We start from the raw sequence: 18,648 nt of genomic DNA, 5'->3' as shown, positions 1-18,648 counted from the left end.
TGCGTCTTCCCTTGCGTCTTCCCTTGCGTCTTCCCTTGCGTGTTCCATGGCGGGGCTCCCCTGGAAGTCGGTCCGCCGCAGGGCGCGCCGGGAAGCACGGGGTGATCGGGGCGCGCGGACGCGGGGGTACGGGCTGATGGGTGGCGGTGCCGGGAGTCAGTCGGCGGCGGGACGGCGTCCGCTCATGAGGCGTTGCAGCACGATGAACACGAGCAGCAGGACGCCGATGACGATGCGGGTCCACCAGGAGCTGAGGGTGCCCTGGAAGTTGACGACCGTCTGGATCATGCCGAGGACGAGCACGCCGAGGGCGGTGCCCAGGACGAAGCCGGAGCCGCCCGTCAGCAGCGTGCCGCCGATCACGGTGGCGGCGATCGCGTCGAGTTCCATGCCCATGGCGTGGAGGGCGTAGCCGGAGAGCATGTAGAAGGTCAGCAGCAGGCCGCCGAGCGCGGAGCACAGACCGCTGACGGCGTACACGGCGATCTTGGTCGAGCCGACCGGCAGACCCATCAGGCGTGCGGAGGACTCGTTGCCGCCGAGCGCGTACACGTTGCGGCCGAAGCGCGTGTGGTGCAGGACGACGAAGGCGATCACCAGCACGGCCAGGGCGATGACCACCGGGACCGAGACGAACAGTCCTCCGGGGCCGTACAGCCGGGTCTGCGCGATGCCCGCCGTGGTGGGGTCGCTGATCGTGATGGATTCGGTGCTGATGGTGTAGCAGAGCCCGCGGGCGAGGAACATGCCGGCCAGGGTGACGATGAAGGGCTGGATCTCGAAGGTGTGGATGATCCAGCCCATGAGCGTGCCGCTCGCGGCGCCGACCAGCAGGACCAGGGGAACGACGGTGGCCAGGGGCCAGCCGTGCGACTCGACCAGCCAGGCGGTGAGCATGGTCGACAGGGCCACCATGGAGCCGACGGACAGGTCGATGCCGCCGGTGAGGATGACGAAGGTCGCCCCGACCGCCACGACCAGCAGGAATCCGTTGTCGATCAGCAGGTTCAGCACGACCTGCGCGGAGAGGAAGCCGTCGTAGCGCACCGATCCGACGCTGAACATGACGGCCAGCAGGACGGCCGTGACGATGAGCGGGATACGGGTACGGGTGCGCGGGGACACGGTCGCGAAGGGGCGGGTGAGGGCCGCGGCGGCGCCCGCGATGCCGGTACTCATGCGGGTACCTCCTGCTGCGGGGCGGCGCCCGCCGTGGTGGGGGTTCGGTCGGTGCTCGCCGCGCGGCGGCGCAGCACCTTGGCCCGGAAGACCGGGGACTGCACGAGGCAGACGACGATGACGACGACGGCCTTGAAGACGAGGGTGGTCTCGGGTGGGACGCCGAGGGTGTAGACGGTGGTGGACAGGGTCTGGATGATCAGGGCGCCCAGGACGGTGCCACCGAAGGAGAAGCGTCCTCCGGTCAGGGCGGTGCCGCCGACGACGACGGCGAGGATCGCGTCGAGCTCGATCCACAGGCCGGCGTTGTTGCCGTCGGCACTGGAGACGTTGGAGCTGATCATCAGCCCGGCGACGGCGGCGAACAGCGCGCTGACGACGTAGACCAGGACGAGCAGACCGCCGGCGCGGATGCCGACCAGGCGGCTGGCGGCGGGGTTGCCGCCCACGGACTCGATGAGCATGCCCAGGGCGCTGCGGCGGGTGACGAAGGCGGTGAGTGCGACGAGGGCGGTCGCCAGGAGGACGGCGAACGGGAAGGTCAGCCAGTAGCCGCCGCCGATCATCTTGTAGGGGGCGCTGGTCACGGTGATGATCTGGCCGTCGGTGATGAGCTGGGCGACGCCGCGGCCCGCGACCATCAGGATCAGGGTGGCCACGATGGGCTGCACTCCCAGCCCGGACACCAGCACGCCGTTGGCGAGACCCAGGACCAGGGCGACGCCGAGCGCGAGGGCGACGGCCGTGAGCATGGTGGCGACGCTGCCGGGGTCCGCGGCGGTGGAGAGGTGCCCGCAGGCGAGGGCTCCGGCGATGGCGACGGTGGAACCGACCGAGAGGTCGATGCCGCGGGTGGCGATGACGAGGGTCATGCCGAGCGCCACCAGGGTGAGGGGCGCGCCGAACTGGAGGATGTCGATGAGGCTGCCGTAGAGGTGGCCGTCTCGGACGCGGACGGAGAAGAAGTCGTGCTGGAAGGCGAGGTTGCCGAGGAGCAGGGCCAGCAGGATGAGCGTGGGCCACAGGAGGCGGTGGCCGGCCAGTCGTCTCCGGATCCCGCCGGGCGCCCCGGACCTGGACGTCGCGCGGTGCTTGGAGGGGGTGCTGGGCCCGGAGGGGGGCGTGGACGTGGGCGTGGGCGTGGACGTGTCGGGTTGGGGAGTCATGAATCCGCTCCGGTGGCGATGGCCGTGAGGATGCGTTCGGGTGTGACGCTGTCGTCGTTGGTGAGGGTGGCCACCACGCGGTGGTCGCGGAGCACGGCGATGTGGTGGCTCAGGCGCAGGACCTCTTCCAGTTCCGCCGAGATGAACAGCACGGCGGTGCCTTCGCCCGCCAGGCGGGCCACGAGCTTCTGGATCTCCGCCTTGGCCCCGATGTCGATGCCCCGGGTGGGTTCGTCGAGGATCAGGAGCCGGGGTGTGGTCAGCAGCCACCGTGCGAGGAGGACCTTCTGCTGGTTGCCCCCGCTGAGATGGCGCACCTGCGCTTCGGGGTCGGCGGGGCGGATGTCCAGGGCTTCGATCCAGTGCCGTGCCAGTTCGTCCTGCTTGGCCCGGGCCAGCGGCCTGGTCCAGCCGCGGGCGGCCTGCAGGGCCAGGACGATGTTCTCGCGGACCGTGAGCTCGCCCACCAGTCCCTCCGACTTGCGGTTCTCGGAGCAGAACGCGATGCCGCGGGCGATGGCGTGACGGGGGGTGCGCAGGAGTACCTTCTCGCCCTCGATGCTCACCTCTCCGCCGTCCGCGCTGTCCGCGCCGAACAGGAGGCGGGCCGCCTCGGTGCGGCCCGAGCCCAGGAGGCCCGCCAGTCCGATGACCTCACCGGCATGGACGTCGAGGTCGTACGGCTCGATCGAGCCCGTGCGGGTCAGTTGCCGGGCCCGTAGGAACGGCTCGCTGGTCGCCCGCCCGGCCGCTTCCTCGCGGGCACGGCCGGACAGCTGGTCCAGGGTGGCCAGTTCTCCGCCGATCATGCGCTGGACGAGGGTCATCGGGGTGAGCTCCCCGATGGGGTACTCCCCTTCCAGACGGCCGTTGCGCAGGATGGTGACGCGGTCGCAGAGGTCGAACACCTGGTCCAGGAAGTGCGTGACGAAGAGGATGGCCACGCCACGGTCGCGCAGGCGCCGCACCAGGGAGAAGAGCTGGGCGACTTCCTCGCGGTCCAGGCTGGAGGTGGGTTCGTCCAGCACGAGCACCTTCGCCGAGACGTCCACCGCCCGGACGATGGCGACCAGCTGTTGCACCGCCAGGGAGTGCGATCCGAGGAGACTCGTGACGTCCAGGCCGAGGTCGAGTTCCGTCAGCAGCTCTGCCGCCCGCTGCCGCATCGCGGACCAGTGGACGAGACCGAACCGGCGCGGTTCGCGCCCGATGAGGATGTTCTCGGCGACCGAGATGTTCGGGCAGAGGTTGACCTCTTGGTAGACCGTGCTGATTCCGGCCCGTTGGGCCTGGAGGGGGTCCGCGAACGCGTGGGGCCGGCCGTCGACGAGGATGGCGCCGCCGTCGGCGGGGTGGACGCCGGTGAGCACCTTGATCAAGGTGGACTTCCCGGCGCCGTTCTCGCCCATCAGGGCGTGTACCTCGCCGGGGAAGAGCCGCAGGGCGACTCCGTCGAGGGCGAGCACGCCCGGGAACTGCTTGCGGATGCCCTGGGCTTCCAGGACCGGCCGCGGGCCTGCGGCGTCCGTGGGCCGCGGGGTGGACGGGGATGCCATCCGCCCTCCTCTCGTGGGTGGGGTGGTGGTGCTGTGCTCCGGGCGGTGAAGGAGGCACGAGGCGCTGCGGGCGGAGGATCCGCCCGGCCGCCCGTGCGGGGGCGCCTGCCGGCTGTGGCCAGGAGGGAGGGAGCGGGAGGGGAGGTCCGATCCGGCCCTGCTTCGAGCCTGGTTCTGGGGCCTGCGGCGGCCCAGCTCTCGGCCTGCGGCGGGCGGGCCCTCGGCCTGTCATCGGCCAGCGCCGGGCCGGCTCTTGGCCTGCTCTCGGCCAGCGGCGGGCCTACTCCGGGCCTGCGACGGGCCTGCGCCGAGCCGGCTCCCGGCCTCCGCCGGGCCTGTTCCAGGCCTGCTCAAGGCCCACGCCGGGCCTCCTTCGGCCCCGGAACGCGCCCCGTCAGTAGTTCCGGGTCGGCAGCGCTGCCGCGGCCTTGTCCTGCGGGAAGACGCCCTCCTCGGTCTCGACGCGCGTCGGGACCTCCTGCCCCGCCGCGACCTTCTTGGTCAGCTCCATCAGCTGGTCACCGAGCAGCGGGTTGCACTCCACCACGACGTTGATCTTGCCCTCGGTCATCGCGACGAACGCGTCCTTGATGCCGTCCACCGAGATCACCTTGATGTCCGTCCCGGGCTTCTTGCCGGACTCCTCGATGGCCTGGATGGCGCCGAGGGCCATGTCGTCGTTGTGGGCGTAGAGGACGTCGATGTCCTTCTGGGACTTCAGGAACGCCTGCATGACCTCCTTGCCCTTGGCGCGGGTGAAGTCACCCGACTGCGAAGCCACGATCTTGAACTTGTCGTCGCCGCGGATGACGTCGGCGAAGCCGGACTTGCGGTCGTTGGCGGGTGCGGATCCCGTGGTGCCCTGGAGCTCGACGATGTTGACCGGGCCCTGCTCGTTCGCGTAGGCGGCGGTCAACCACTCGCCCGCGGACTTGCCCTCCTTGACGAAGTCCGAGCCCAGGAAGGTCTTGTAGAGGGAGGTGTCCTTGGTGTCCACGGCCCGGTCGGTGAGGATGACCGGGATGCCCGCGTCCTTGGCCTCCTTCAGGACCGTGTCCCAGCCGGACTCCACGACCGGCGAGAAGGCGATGACGTCGACCTTCTGCTGGATGAAGGTGCGGATCGCCTTGATCTGGTTCTCCTGCTTCTGCTGCGCGTCGGAGAACTTGAGGGTGATGCCGGCCTTCTTCGCCGCCTCCTGGACGGACTTGGTGTTGGCGGTACGCCACCCGCTCTCGGCGCCCACCTGGGCGAAGCCGAGGGTGATCGTGCCGCTGGAGCCCGTCTTGGCTCCCGGGGAGGAGTCGGAGGCGGGCTTCTCGGTCGAGCAGGCGGTCAACGCCGAGGAGGCGAGGAGGGCGGCGGTGAGGACGATAGCTGCTCTGCGAGCCATGTCGTGTGTCCTTTCACGGTTACGGAAGAGGCGCCGCCCGGCGGGGGCCGGGGGCCGGCGTCGACGTCAACGCCGGCACGGGCAACCGGAATCGGAGTCGGAGTCGGAATCGAAGTCGGAACCGGCAGGAGGGGGATTTCCTGAGGGCGACGGCGCTGTCGCATTGTGAGCGCTAACAAGCCACGTTCTCAACCCCCTTGCGTGCGTTACCTGTCCGTTACCGCATCGGGTGCGACACCAAGGCGGAGCGCATCCTCCGCGACACGGTCGACCCGGCCGACCACCCGCGGGAAGCGCGTACCCACCCCACCTGGACGCGCGATCGACTCGGGCGCCCGACCCGTCCGGGCGACCACCGCGAGGTCGGAGCTCACAGGCGACCCACGCCCACCTCTTGCCTATCGACATTGTTAGCGCTCACACTTCGGGGGAACCACCGTCCGACCGCCAGGTCCGCGGGGCGGCACTGCGCCTGCCCGGCCGCCCGGCCGCCCGGTCCGCCGGCCCCACGGCTCCTTCGAAAGGCACTCCGTTGACGTCACCCCACCCCCTCGCCCCCGCCCCGCACTCCGAGGAATCGGAGCAGTACACGGTCGGCGTCGACTTCGGCACGCTGTCGGGCCGCGCCGTCGTGGTGCGGGTGCGCGACGGTCAGGAGCTGGCCGCGGCGGTCCATCCGTACCGGCACGGCGTCATCGACCGCCGGCTGCCGGACGGCGGTGCCGCGCTGCCCCCGGACTGGGCCCTGCAACACCCCCAGGACTGGAGGGAGGTCCTGCGCAGCGCCGTCCCGCAGGCCGTGGCCGCGGCCGGGATCGACCCCGCCGCGGTGATCGGCATCGCCACCGACTTCACCGCCTGCACCGTCCTGCCCACGCTGGCCGACGGCACTCCCCTCGCCGAGACGGAGCTCGCCGGACGGCCGCACGCGTGGCCCAAGCTCTGGAAGCACCACGCGGCTCAGTCTCACGCCGACCGCATCAACGAACTCGCCCACGCCCGCGGCGAGAAGTGGATCGCCCGCTACGGCGGCCGGATCTCCGCCGAGTGGCAGTTCGCGAAGGCCCTCCAGGTCCTGGAGGAGGATCCGCTCGTCTACGACACCTGCGCGCGGTGGATCGAGGCCGCCGACTGGATCGTGTGGCAGCTCACCGGAACCGAGTCACGCAACGCCTGCACGGCCGGGTACAAGGGCATCCACCAGGACGGCGCCTACCCGAGCGAGGAGTACCTGGCCGCGCTGAACCCCCGGTTCGCCGACTTCGCACGCACCCGCCTCGCCTTCCCCCTCTCCGCGCTGGGCTCCCGCGTGGGCTCGCTCAGTACCGAGGCGGCCGCCTGGACGGGGCTGCGCCCCGGCATCGCCGTGGCCGCGGGCAACGTCGACGCCCACGTCACCGCGGCGGCGGCCCGGGCCGTCGAGGACGGTCAACTGCTCGCCATCATGGGCACCTCCACCTGCCACGTCGTGAACGCCCCCGTCCTCGCCGACGTCCCCGGCATCTGCGGTGTCGTCCACGGTGGGATCGTCGAGGGGACCTACGGCTACGAGGCCGGCCAGAGCGCGGTCGGTGACATCTTCGCCTGGGTCCTGGACCAGGGAGTCCCCTCGGACTACCTCGCCGAGGCCGCCGACCGCGGCGAGGACCTGCACGCCCTGCTGACCCGCAAAGCCGCGGACCAGCCGGTGGGCGGCCACGGGCTCGTCGCCCTCGACTGGCTGAACGGCAACCGTTCGGTCCTCGTCGACCACCACCTGTCCGGGGTCGTCGTGGGCCTCACCCTGGCGACCCGCCCCGAGGACGTCTACCGCGCGCTGCTCGAAGCCACCGCGTTCGGCACCCGCGTCATCGTGGAGGCCCTGGAGGCGGGCGGCGTACCGGTGTACGAGTTCATCGTCGCCGGCGGACTGGCCAAGAACGAGCTGCTGATGCAGATCTACGCCGACGTGCTGCGCCGCCCCGTCTCCCTCGCCGCCTCCGACCAGGGCCCCGCCCTCGGCTCGGCCATCCACGCCGCCGTAGCCGCCGGCGCGCACCCCGACGTGCGCACGGCCACCGCCGCGATGGGCCGCCGACGGCCCGCCGTGTACGTACCCGACACCTCCCGGGCCGACGCCTACGACGCCCTCTTCGCCGAGTACCGGCTCCTGCACGACCACTTCGCCGACGGCGGCCTGCTGCACCGCCTGAGAAGGATCCGCGACACGGCCCGCACCGCGGGCTGACCGGCCCGCCGTTCCCCCTCCCCCCTCACTTCCCCACCCGCCCGCCGTGCCCTCACCGGCGTTGCGGGACGTCACCTTCAGGAGTCCATGTGCCCAGTCCCACGTCCCCCGCCCAGGAAATCTGGTTCCTCACCGGCAGCCAGGGCCTGTACGGGGAGGAAACGCTCCAGCAGGTCGCCCACCAGTCGCGGCAGATCGCCACCGCGCTGGCCGACGACCCCGGCATTCCCGCACGCGTGGTGTGGAAGCCGGTGCTGACGGACGCCGGGGCCATCCGCCGGGTGTGCCTCGACGCGAACGCCGACGACCGGTGCATCGGGCTCATCGCCTGGATGCACACCTTCTCCCCGGCCAAGATGTGGATCGCCGGACTGGACGCCCTGCGCAAGCCGTTGCTGCACCTCCACACCCAGTCGAACGTGGCCCTGCCCTGGGACACCATCGACATGGACTTCATGAACCTCAACCAAGCCGCTCACGGCGACCGCGAGTTCGGGCACATCCAGGCCCGCGTGGGCGTACCCCGCAAGACGGTGGCCGGGCACGTGACCGATCCGGTGACGGTCGCACGCGTCGCGACCTGGGCGCGGGCCGCCGCCGCGCGTACGGAACTGGCCACCCTGAAGGTCGCCCGGTTCGGCGACAACATGCGCGACGTCGCCGTGACCGAGGGCGACAAGGTCGAGGCGCAGCTGCGCTTGGGCGTCTCCGTCAACACCTACGGCGTCAACGACCTGGTGGAGGTCGTCGACAGCGCGGACGAGACGGAGGTGACGGCCCTCGTCAAGGAGTACGAGGACCTGTACGAGCTGACACCGCAGCTGCGGCCGGGAGGCGAGCGGCACGACTCGCTGCGCTACGCGGCCCGCATCGAGGCCGGGCTGCGCACCTTCCTCGAAGCGGGCGGCTTCGGAGCCTTCACCACGAACTTCGAGGACCTGGGCGGACTGCGCCAGCTGCCAGGCCTCGCGGTCCAGCGGCTGATGGCCCAGGGGTACGGCTTCGGCGGCGAGGGCGACTGGAAGACCGCCGTCCTGCTGCGCGCCCTGAAGGTGGCCGCGTCCGGTCTCCCGGGCGGCACCTCCTTCATGGAGGACTACACCTACGACATGACCCCCGGCAACGAGCTCATCCTCGGCGCGCACATGCTGGAGGTCTGCCCCACCCTCGCGACCGCCAGGCCCCGTTGCGAGATCCACCCCCTCGGCATCGGCGGGCGGGAGGACCCGGTCCGCCTGGTGTTCGACGCCGCGCCCGGCCCGGCCGTGGTGGTCGGCCTGGCCGACCTCGGTGACCGCTTCCGTCTGATCGCCAATGACATCGACGTGGTGGCGCCCCCGCACCCGCTGCCCGCCCTGCCCGTCGCCCGCGCGGTCTGGCGACCCCGTCCCGATCTGCGGACCTCCACCGAATCCTGGCTGACGGCCGGAGCACCGCACCACACCGTCCTCAGTACGGCGCTCACCTCCGACCACCTCGACGACCTGGCGGACATGCTCAGCGTGGAGCTCCTCCTCATCGACGAGACCACCACGGCGAAGCAGTTCCGGCGCGATCTGCGCTGGAACCAGGCGTACTACCGGCTGGCCCGCGGCCTGTGACACCGCGGTGACCGCAGCGGCCCCGCCACCCGCGCGCGCCGGGGTGGCGGGGCCGCTCGACGATGTCAGCGGCGTGGGTCAGATGAATCGCCACAGGTGGTCGGCGGTGCCGTTGTCGTCCCACAGGACGGTCTGGGCTCCCTGGGCCGTGGAGGCGCCGGAGACGCCGAGGACCCGCCCGCTGGCGACGTTCTGGATGCGCCTGGCACCGTCGGGGACGAACTGCCACTGGCCGGAGAGGGCGCCGGTGTCGGGCACCTGTACGGCCGCGGCGCCGTTGGCGGTGGAGCCGCCCTCGATGCCGAGCAGCTTGCCCGTGTGGACGTTCCGGAGCTTGTGGTAGCCGTTGCCGGCGTCCACGACGGTCCACCGGTGGTCGGCGGTGCCCGTGTCACCCCATTGGAGGACCGGGGCGTTGTCGGCGGTGGACATGTCCTTCACACCGAGGACCTTGCCGCTGTGGAGGTTGCGCAGCCGCAGTGCGGCGCCGTCGACGACGGGGATCCAGATGTGGTCGGTGGTGCCGGAGTCGGTCCACTGCAGGGCGAGGGCCCCGTCGGCCGTGGACATGTCCCGGATGCCGAGGACGAGTCCGCTGGCCGCGTTGACGAGACGGAAGCCGGGGCGGTCGGTCCGCCAGTAGACGGTGTAGTTGAAGCCCTGGGCGTCGTGGAACGGCGCGAGGTCGACCTTCGTTCCGTTGGCGGTGGCCGTGAAGGCGAGGGCGGCGGCGCTGGTCCGGGTGATCGAGGCGGGGTCCAGGGCGGGGAGGGCGGACAGTGCGGTGCTGCCGTAGTTGCCCGCGAGGACGACGGGGCCGTAGGTGATCGCCGCGACGGCGGGGTCGTCGTTGGCGGCGTGGAGGGCCACGCGCATCGGGAGCTTGACGGTGACGGTGTCGCCCGTGGTCCAGGACCGGGTGAGGGTGGCGTAGGTGCCCGGGTCGGCCGCGACGCCCTGGGCGACGCCGTTGACGCTGAGGGTGGCGCCCGCGGTCCAGCCGGGGATGCGCACGCGCAGCGACCAGGTCCCGCCGGCGCTGCCGGTGACCTTGAGCGTCGTGGTGTCGCCGGCCGGGTAGGTGGTGGTCTGGGTGACCGTGATGCCCCGCTGGGTCCAGTTCAGGACGGAGGGGAGGAACAGGTTCACCGTGAGGGTGGTGCCGTCGTGGAAGTAGATCGAGTCCATCAGCTTGGTGTGGGACTCCACGCCCGTGCCCTGGCAGCACCAGAAGGTGCCGTAGTCGGTGCTCCAGGTGCCGCCGCCCCAGGCCGGGCCCACGCCGCGGCGGCCGCCCGGGTTGAGGGGGGTGAAGTAGGTGACGTGTCCGTGCGGGTCGGCCGGGTTCTGGGCACCGATGACATGGTTGAGCAGCGCCTTCTCGTAGAAGTCGAAGTACGCCGCCCGGTCGGGGTCCAGCTGCCACAGTTCCCGGGTCAGTTTGAGCATGTTGTAGGAGTTGCAGAGCTCGCAGGTGTCGCGGACGAGGAAGCCCGCGATGGCGTTCGGGGCCCGGAAGTGTTCCGCCTGGCTGTTGCCGCCGATGGCGTAGGTGTGCGCGGTGGTGCAGATCGTCCATGCGTGGGTGGCGATGTCGCGGTAGCGGGTCGTCCCGGTGGCCTTGTACTCGCGGACGGCTCCGATCCACTTGGGCACCTGCGTATTGGCGTGCAGGCCGCTCAGCTGGTCCTGGTTCGCGGCGAGGGGGTCGAAGACCGCGGCGTGGTCGAAGCGCTGGGCGCAGGTCAGCCAGCGTGCGTCGCCGGTCTGGTGGTAGAGGTCGGCCAGTACCTCGTTCATGCCGCCGAACTCGACGCCCAGCAACGACTGCATCGTGCTGCGGCTGAGGGGGGCGGTGCGCCGGTCGACCCAGCCGGCGAGCGCGAGGAGCACGTCGCGGGCCTGGGTGTTGCCGATGAGGCGCCACACGTCGAGCAGACCGGCCATGGTCTTGTGGATGCAGTAGTACGGAACGTTGCCGTTGCTCAGCCTGCCCGCTTCGAGGCTGGTGAAGTCGCTCTCGGGGAAGCCCGAGAGGTAGCCGGCGGAGAAGCCCGCGGTGGCGTTGTTGGCCTGGCACCTGGCGAGTTCGGCCACCATGCGGTCGGCCTTGTCGCGGCAGGTGGTGTCCCCGAGGGCGGCGTAGGCCTGGGCCCACGCCGTGAGGAAGTGGCCCTGCACGTGGGTGCGGAACGGGAACGCCGGGTCGTCCCAGCCGCCGGGCGGAGTGGCGGCGTTGGTGGAAAGGCGGTGGTTGGCACGGAAGTTGTACAGCAGGCGGTCGACGTCGACGAAGCGGAGGTAGGCGAGGGTGCGGTTCTGGTTGTCGAGCCAGCGGCTGGTGGTGAGCCGGACTTGGCCCAGGTCGAACGGGAACGTCGACACTCCGACGTCGGGCCTGACCGGGGAGGCCTGCGCCACGGCGGAGGCGGAGGAGGCGGTGGCGGAGGCGAGGCCGAGGGCGGGGCCGGTGGCCGCGGCCACGGCGGCGACGCCGGTCGCCTTGATCAGGGCGCGGCGGCTGAAGGGGTGAGCCGGCATGGCGAACTCCGTGGTCCGTGGGGGAGGAAGTCGGGAACGGGCCGGTGTGCGCGGGCCTGGTCGGCGGGCCCGGGGGTCCTGGCGTGCGGCGCCCACCTCCGCATGAGTGTTAACGCTAACAATCTCGCGTGTCAATGCTCTCGACGCCGGTGCGGCAAAGCCGTCCCACACCGTCGGGACGCCACGGGCCGAGCAGCGCCAGGTGCACTTCTCCAGCCGATGTCCGTTCAGTGCGAACGCCGCGCCCCACATTCCACCCCCTTCAAGTAAGGTCTACTTCGCACGATCAGCCATTACCAATCAGGGGGGCGGGGCGGCGATGCCGGACACCAGGATCAGTGAGCTCGTGCGGGGTTGGGTCGACGGGTGGGTCGTCTCCCGGGGCAGCTCGGACCCGATCGACGAGCCGTGGGGGTGGACGATCGACGTCGGACAGCCCGGGCACGTCGCCCGGCACGTGCTGCCCGAGCCCTCCGAGGGTGACGTGCGCAAGATCGTCGCCGCGACGAGCGCGCCCGGGACGTGGCTGAAGCTGTTCGCCGAGGAGCAGGCGGTCCTGCCCTGGGTCGGGCCGGGCTGGCGGCTCGACGCTCCCGGCTTCCTGATGACCTGTCGCCTTGAACCCGAGCGCACCGAGGCGCCGGACGGCTACACGCTCACCCGTTGGACCCGGGGCGGCCTCAGCCGGGTGCTGGTCCGCACGCGCGACGGGCACTTCGCCGCCCGTGGACAGATCGCCCATGTCGGCGACGGCGCCGTGGCCGACCAGGTCGAGTGCGCCGCCGAGCACCGGCGCAGGGGCCTGGGCGGCCTCGTGATGCGCACGCTGCAGAGCACCGCGTACGAGGCCGGTGCGCGGACCGGTCTCCTGGTCGGCACACCCGAGGGCCGGGCGCTCTACTCCTCGCTGGGCTGGACCGTGCGCTCCCCCATGACGAGCCTGTACTACGAGCCGTCGGACGCCACCCGGTGAGCCGGGTCGGGCCTACCGCACGGCTACAGAGCCCTGCTTTCGGCAGCGCCTAGACGGCCTAGTGCTGTGGCCGGAAAGGTTTACCGGGTCGCGGCGTCCGGTGCGGTGCATCGCAAGGCGGAGGGCCGCGGCTCGTACTGGACGTACCTGCGCGGTCCGACAACGCGGCGAGGTGCCGTGCCGGGCGCCGCGACGCGGTGAACCTTTCCGGTCACAGCACTAGGAGCGCTCGGGCAGGCGGCTGGGGTCGGCGATGATGCGGCGGACCGTCGACCAGGCGGCGCCCAGCACCGGGCCGCGCCGGCCCAGGGCGGAGGGGCGCACCGCCTCCGGGCTCCAGGGCCGTACGGTGATCCGGGCGGCGAGTTCGGCGCGTACGGACGGGAGGAGCCAGTCGGCGAGTTCGGCGTAGGCGCCGCCCAGCACGAGGGCGTCCGGGTCGATCAGGTTCACCGCCGAGGTGAGGGCGAGGCCCAGAGCCCGTCCCGCACGGTCCAGGGCGCGCAGGGTCGCCGGGTCCCCGGCGCCCGCCCGCTCGGCCAGCAGGGCCACCGGGTCGCCTACGGGTTCCAGCCCGGCCTCGCGCAGCACGGCCGCTTCGCCCGCGTACTGCTCCAGGCAGCCGCGCGCCCCGCAGGCGCAGCGCGCGCCCTGCGGATGCACGGGCAGGTGGCCGAGTTCGCCCGCGAAGCCGCGGGCGCCGCGGAACAGCTGCCCGCCGACGACCAGCGCGGCGCCGATGCCGGCTTCGGCGGAGACGTGGACGAAGGTCTCGGCGGGGTGTCCCTGGTGCCACTGTTCGGCCAGGGCCCCGAGGTTGGCCTCGTTCTCCGGCTCGGGCACGGTGTCCGGATCGGGCCAGTGGTCGGCGGGGCGGACGGCCTGCCAGCCCAGGTTGGGGGCGTGCCCGATCAGCCCGCCCGGCTCGTTCGGCACCACGCCCGGCACGGCCAGGACGCGGCCCGCGACGCGCAGGCCGAGGGCGGCGGCCTGCGCCTGCGCCTCGGCGCCCAGCGCGGCGGCCTCCGCCAGCACCTGCCCGGCCGGCCGGCCCGCGTTGGCCCGCTCGACCCGGCGCCACACGCGGGGTTCACCGCGCAGGTCCACGACGCAGGCGGCGAGGTGGGTGACGCCGATCTCCAGGCCGAGGCCCGCGGGACCGCGGTCGTTGAGGGCCAGGGCCCGTCCGGGGCGCCCGACCCGTCCGCTGGGAGCGGTCTCCGTCTCGGTGAGCGCTCCGCGCCCGATGAGCTCGTCGACCAGGGAGGAGACGGCGGGCCGGGTCAGGCCCGTGTGCCCGGCGACGTCCGCCCGGGAGAGCGGGCCGTGCGCGGCGACCGCGCCGGTCACCACGGCGAGGTTCTGTCGCCGCATCCCCTGCTGCGAGGCGGGCGCGGCCTCCGCGCCCCCGCCCCCGCTCGCCCTGCCCATCCCGGTCATGGAGCCGGTCCCCCTATCCCTGTTCCGGCGCGGCCTCCTGCAAGGCCCGCGCCCGCCGCAGCGTACTGGTGATCCGTTCGAGCGTGTCGTCGTCGCGGGGCAGGGGGTCCAGCACCCGGCCCTCGGCGGTCCCCCAGCGGCCGGCGACGGCGTCGGCGGGCTCGCCGGTGAGCAGCGCGGCGGCCTGGGCGGCGGCGCCGAGTGCGACGAGCTCCCGGGCCTCGGGCACCTGGACCGCTCGGCCGGACAGCCGCAGGACGGTCCGCTGCCAGGCCCTGCCGCGGGCGCCACCGCCGATCAGGAGCAGGGGTGCGTCGGGGGCGGGGCTCTCGCCCCCGGCGCGCAGCACCTCGTCCAGGGCCACGAGCAGGGCGTGGGCGGCGCCGTCGTAGGCGGCCTGGAGCAGCTGGCCCGGTGTGGTGTCGTGGCGCAGGCCGTGGACCAGGCCGGAGGCACCGGGGAGGTCCGGAGTGCGTTCGCCGTCCAGGTAGGGAAGCACCACCACCGTACCGCCCGCCTCGACGTCCTCGCGGTCGCGTCCGACGAGGGCGGCGAGGCGGTCGACGGCGAGGGTGCAGTTGAGGGTGCAGGCGAGCGGCAGCCAGCCGCCGAGGGCGTCGGCGAAACCGGCGACGGTTCCGCCGGGATCGGCGGGCCGGGTCCGGCCGACGGCGTAGACCGTGCCGGAGGTGCCGAGGCTCAGCACCGGGCGCCCGGGGGTCAGGCCCAGCCCGAGGGCGGCGGCCATGTTGTCCCCGGTCCCGGTGGCCACCAGCGTGCCTTCGCGCAGGGGCGTCCCGGCGCGCACGAGGCCCGCCCGGGCGCCCGGCGGGAGAACCTCGGGCAACAGCGCCGGGTCGAGTCCGATCCGGTCGAGGACCTCGCGGTCGTAGCCGTCGGGGCCCCACCAGCCGGTTCCCGACGCGTCCCCGCGGTCCGTCACCGCCTCGCCGGTCAGCCGCTCCGTCAGGAAGTCGTGGGGAAGGCGGACGGCCGCGACGCGCTCGGCGGCGGCCGGCTCGTTCGCCTGGAGCCAGGCCCACTTGGCGGAGGTGAAGGCGGCCGTCGGGACGCTGCCGGTGCGGCGGGCGAGCTCGGCCGGGCCGAAGGCGGCCGTCAGTTCGGCGGCCTGGGGGGCGGAGCGCACGTCGTTCCACAGCAGGGCCGGGCGCACCGGCCGCCCGGCCGTGTCGAGGGTGACCAGGCCGTGCTGCTGGCCGGCGATCGAGCAGGCGGCGGCTCGATCGGCCCAGCCGGTGGCCGCCATGGCCTCGCCGAGCGCCGTCCACCACTGTTCGGGGTCGCTCTCGCGTCCGGCGCCCGCGCTGACGGCGTGCGCGGCGCGGCCCTCGCCCAGGACGGCGCCGGTGTCCGCGTCCACGGCGAGGGCCTTGGTGGACTGGGTCGAGCTGTCGACACCGATCACGACACGCTGAGCAGACATGCGTTCCTCCGGCGGGGTTCCGTCTGGCGTCTCGGCATACTAATTTGTTTTTCGTCATTACAAATAGACCTCGGCCTGATCCGGAGCGCCTCATGACCAGCGACCCGCTCGTCCCCACCCCCGCGCACAGGTTCACCTTCGGCCTGTGGACCGTCGGCTGGCAGGGGCGCGACCCCTTCGGCGACGCCACCCGCCCCGCCCTCGACCCGGTCGAGACGGTGGAGCGGCTGGCCGGGCTCGGCGCCTACGGCGTCACGTTCCACGACGACGACCTGATCCCCTTCGGCGCCGGCGACGCCGCCCGCGAGCAGGCGGTCAAGCGCTTTCGCAGCGCCCTCGACACGGCCGGGCTGAAGGTGCCGATGGCCACCACCAACCTCTTCACCCACCCGGTGTTCAAGGACGGCGCCTTCACCGCCAACGACCGGGACGTGCGCCGGTACGCGCTGCGCAAGACCATCCGCAACATCGACCTGGCCGTGGAACTCGGCGCCTCGGTCTACGTCGCCTGGGGCGGCCGCGAGGGTGCGGAGTCGGGCGCGGCCAAGGACGTGCGCGCCGCCCTGGACCGGCTGAAGGAGGCCTTCGACCTCCTGGGCGAGTACGTCGAGAACCAGGGCTACGACCTGCGCTTCGCGATCGAGCCCAAGCCCAACGAGCCGCGCGGTGACATCCTGCTGCCCACCATCGGCCACGCCCTGGCGTTCATCAACGAGCTGGAGCGGCCCGAGCGGGTCGGCCTGAACCCGGAGGTCGGCCACGAGCAGATGGCCGGGCTGAACTTCCCGCACGGCATCGCGCAGGCCCTGTGGCACGGCAAGCTGTTCCACATCGACCTCAACGGCCAGACCGGCATCAAGTACGACCAGGACCTGCGCTTCGGCGCGGGCGACCTGCGCCAGGCCTTCTGGCTGGTCGACCTGCTGGAGTCGGCGGGCTACGACGGCCCCCGCCACTTCGACTTCAAGCCGCCGCGCACGGAGGACTCCGCCGGGGTGTGGGCCTCGGCGGCCGCCTGCATGCGCAACTACCTGCTCCTGGCGGAGCGTTCGCGGGCGTTCCGGGCCGATCCGGAGGTGCAGGCCGCGCTCGCCGCCTCCCGGCTGCCCGAGCTCGCCCTGCCCACCGCCGAGGACGGCCTGGCCGGGCTCCTGGCCGACCGGTCCGCGTTCGACACGTTCGACGTCGAGGCCGCCGCCCAGCGCGGCATGGCCTTCGAACAGCTGGACCAGCTCGCCCTGGAGCACCTCCTCGGCGCCCGCTGAGCGGATGGGCACGTGAGCCGGTGGGCACGTGAGCCGGGCCGTGACGGTCCCACGGCCCGGCTCAGTCCTCCGTCAGGCGGGGTAGGGCAGTTCGGCGCCGTCGGCGAAGGCGTGCACCCGCACCACCCGCAGCACCCGCAGTTCGAGGCCGACCGCCCAGGCGGAGACCCGGCCTGATGTTAGCGCTCACAATCCTTCCGACAAGGAGCCTGCCGAGCCTCGCAGGAGGGCGACCAGCGCGGCGCGCCGCCCGGGCCGACGTGACGGTCGGCGACGGGCCCGAAGACGTCGGCCTGAGAGCGGCCGACGGAGCCCGCCCGGCAGCGCGCGGCGAGGCGGCGGGAGCGATCAAGTGCCTGGTCGCCGCCTCGGCACCGGATTCTTGTACGCCACCGGGAGTCCCCGCACGGCACACCGCCCCCTCGCCACCTTCAGGCGTAGGGGCGGGGTCACACAGGGCCGCCCGGGGCCGATCTGAAGACAGGCCGCCGCCGAGCGTATTGAGGGCCCGTCCCGGTCTTGGTCGACGGCGATCCGAACAGACCCTTGACGACACTCTTGTGAGCGTTAACACTCAGGTATCGCCAGGCCGGAGCCGCTCCCCCGCGACTTCGCCCCGCGCGAGGAAACGACTCCCGGCCGGCCCCGCTCGACCGCTTCCGGTCATCCACCGGGTCGCACCGTGCCGGTCGCGGAACATCACTGGAGGAACTGTGCGGAAGCTTGCAGCGGGTCTTGTCACCGTGGGTCTCACGCTGTCGCTGACAGCCTGCGGCCAGAGCGCCAACGGAGCGGGCGACGGCGGGGGCGGCGGGGACGCCAAGGGCGGCCTCGTCGGCATCGCGATGCCGACCAAGTCGTCGGAGCGCTGGATCAACGACGGCAACAACATGGTCAAGGAGTTCCAGGCCAAGGGGTACAAGACCGACCTCCAGTACGGCAACAACGTCGTGGAGAACCAGGTCTCCCAGGTGGAGAACATGATCACCAAGGGGGCCAAGCTCCTGGTGATCGCCGCCATCGACGGCTCCTCCCTCACCAACGTGCTCCAGAAGGCCGCCGACGCCCACATCCCCGTCATCTCCTACGACCGGCTGATCCGCGGCACGGGTAACGTCGACTACTACGCGACCTTCGACAACTACAAGGTCGGTGTCCTCCAGGGCAGTTACATCGTCGACAAGCTCGGCCTCAAGGACGGCAAGGGCCCGTTCAACATCGAGCTGTTCGCCGGCTCACCGGACGACAACAACGCCACCTTCTTCTTCAACGGTGCGATGAGCGTCCTCAAGCCGTACGTCGACGACAAGAAGCTGGTCGTGCAGAGCGGCCAGACCTCCTTCAACCAGAGCGCCACACTGCGCTGGGACGGAGGTCTCGCCCAGTCCCGGATGGACAACCTGCTGAGCAAGTCGTACACCGCCGCCCGCGTCGACGCCGTGCTCTCCCCGTACGACGGCATCTCCATCGGCATCATCTCCTCGCTCAAGGGCGTCGGCTACGGCGCCGGCCAGCCCCTGCCCGTCGTCACCGGCCAGGACGCCGAGCTGGCCTCGGTGAAGTCGATCATCGCGGGTGAGCAGACCCAGACCGTCTACAAGGACACCCGCCAACTGGCCAAGGCCGCCGTCCAGATGGGCGACGCGCTGCTGACCGGCGGCAAGCCCGAGGTCAACGACACCAGCCAGTACGACAACGGTGTCAAGACCGTCCCGGCGCAGCTGCTCCAGCCGGTCAGCGTCGACAAGGAGAACTACCAGAAGGTCCTGGTGGACAGCGGCCAGTACACCGCGGACCAGCTCAAGTAGCCCGTGCGGCCGGCCCACCGAGGGGTCCGGCGACGCCGCACCGGCGGCGCGATGC

General features: G+C 72.1%; 12 protein-coding genes. 5 read left to right on the top strand and 7 right to left on the bottom strand.

The window, feature by feature from the left end:
• Positions 1–156 precede the first annotated feature (156 nt).
• From yjfF to ACF059_RS13365, 4 genes are all read right to left on the bottom strand, one after another.
• Positions 157–1,179, bottom strand: coding sequence for a galactofuranose ABC transporter, permease protein YjfF (gene yjfF / locus ACF059_RS13380; RefSeq protein WP_392055611.1), 1,023 nt, complete (start codon positions 1,177–1,179; stop codon positions 157–159).
• A complete protein-coding gene (locus ACF059_RS13375; RefSeq protein ID WP_392055608.1) occupies positions 1,176–2,345 on the bottom strand; it encodes an ABC transporter permease in 1,170 nt (389 codons plus the stop codon). The genes yjfF and ACF059_RS13375 overlap by 4 nt, the downstream gene beginning before the upstream one ends.
• The gene (locus ACF059_RS13370) at positions 2,342–3,901 is read right to left on the bottom strand and encodes a sugar ABC transporter ATP-binding protein (protein ID WP_392055605.1); all 1,560 of its coding nucleotides are present in this window, start codon (positions 3,899–3,901) and stop codon (positions 2,342–2,344) included. The genes ACF059_RS13375 and ACF059_RS13370 overlap by 4 nt, the downstream gene beginning before the upstream one ends.
• A 394-nt stretch (positions 3,902–4,295) precedes the next feature.
• Entirely contained in the window at positions 4,296–5,294 is a 999-nt protein-coding gene (locus ACF059_RS13365) for an ABC transporter substrate-binding protein (RefSeq protein ID WP_392055602.1), read from the bottom strand.
• A 532-nt stretch (positions 5,295–5,826) separates the two neighbouring features.
• Here ACF059_RS13365 and ACF059_RS13360 point away from each other — a divergent pair.
• Both ACF059_RS13360 and araA read left to right on the top strand, forming a co-directional pair.
• A complete protein-coding gene (locus ACF059_RS13360; RefSeq protein ID WP_392055599.1) occupies positions 5,827–7,521 on the top strand; it encodes a ribulokinase in 1,695 nt (564 codons plus the stop codon).
• A gap of 89 nt (positions 7,522–7,610) precedes the next feature.
• Positions 7,611–9,122: an L-arabinose isomerase gene (gene araA, locus ACF059_RS13355; protein WP_392055597.1), complete on the top strand. Its 1,512-nt coding sequence runs from the start codon at positions 7,611–7,613 to the stop codon at positions 9,120–9,122.
• 78 nt (positions 9,123–9,200) lie between these two features.
• Here araA and ACF059_RS13350 read toward each other — a convergent pair whose 3' ends face one another.
• Positions 9,201–11,663, bottom strand: a complete 2,463-nt coding sequence (locus tag ACF059_RS13350; RefSeq protein WP_392055595.1) for a beta-L-arabinofuranosidase domain-containing protein — start codon at positions 11,661–11,663, stop codon at positions 9,201–9,203.
• 319 nt (positions 11,664–11,982) lie between these two features.
• Here ACF059_RS13350 and ACF059_RS13345 point away from each other — a divergent pair, with 319 nt between their 5' ends.
• The gene (locus tag ACF059_RS13345) at positions 11,983–12,636 is read left to right on the top strand and encodes a GNAT family N-acetyltransferase (protein ID WP_392055593.1); all 654 of its coding nucleotides are present in this window, start codon (positions 11,983–11,985) and stop codon (positions 12,634–12,636) included.
• Between the two features lie 219 nt (positions 12,637–12,855).
• Here ACF059_RS13345 and ACF059_RS13340 read toward each other — a convergent pair whose 3' ends face one another.
• Complete coding sequence (locus tag ACF059_RS13340) at positions 12,856–14,076, bottom strand: ROK family protein (protein ID WP_392055590.1); 1,221 nt, start codon at positions 14,074–14,076, stop codon at positions 12,856–12,858.
• A gap of 13 nt (positions 14,077–14,089) precedes the next feature.
• Complete coding sequence (gene xylB / locus ACF059_RS13335) at positions 14,090–15,520, bottom strand: xylulokinase (RefSeq protein ID WP_392055587.1); 1,431 nt, start codon at positions 15,518–15,520, stop codon at positions 14,090–14,092.
• A 92-nt stretch (positions 15,521–15,612) separates the two neighbouring features.
• Here xylB and xylA point away from each other — a divergent pair, with 92 nt between their 5' ends.
• Both xylA and chvE read left to right on the top strand, forming a co-directional pair.
• Entirely contained in the window at positions 15,613–16,785 is a 1,173-nt protein-coding gene (gene xylA, locus ACF059_RS13330) for a xylose isomerase (protein WP_392055584.1), read from the top strand.
• Positions 16,786–17,498: 713 nt separating this feature from the next.
• The gene (gene chvE / locus ACF059_RS13325) at positions 17,499–18,593 is read left to right on the top strand and encodes a multiple monosaccharide ABC transporter substrate-binding protein (protein ID WP_366864512.1); all 1,095 of its coding nucleotides are present in this window, start codon (positions 17,499–17,501) and stop codon (positions 18,591–18,593) included.
• Positions 18,594–18,648 lie beyond the last annotated feature (55 nt).

The organism is Streptomyces sp. NPDC016562 (genome assembly GCF_043076955.1).
GTDB lineage: Bacteria > Actinomycetota > Actinomycetes > Streptomycetales > Streptomycetaceae > Streptomyces.
Note: the sequence above shows the minus strand (reverse complement) of the source record. Positions and strands in the feature narration are given on the sequence as shown.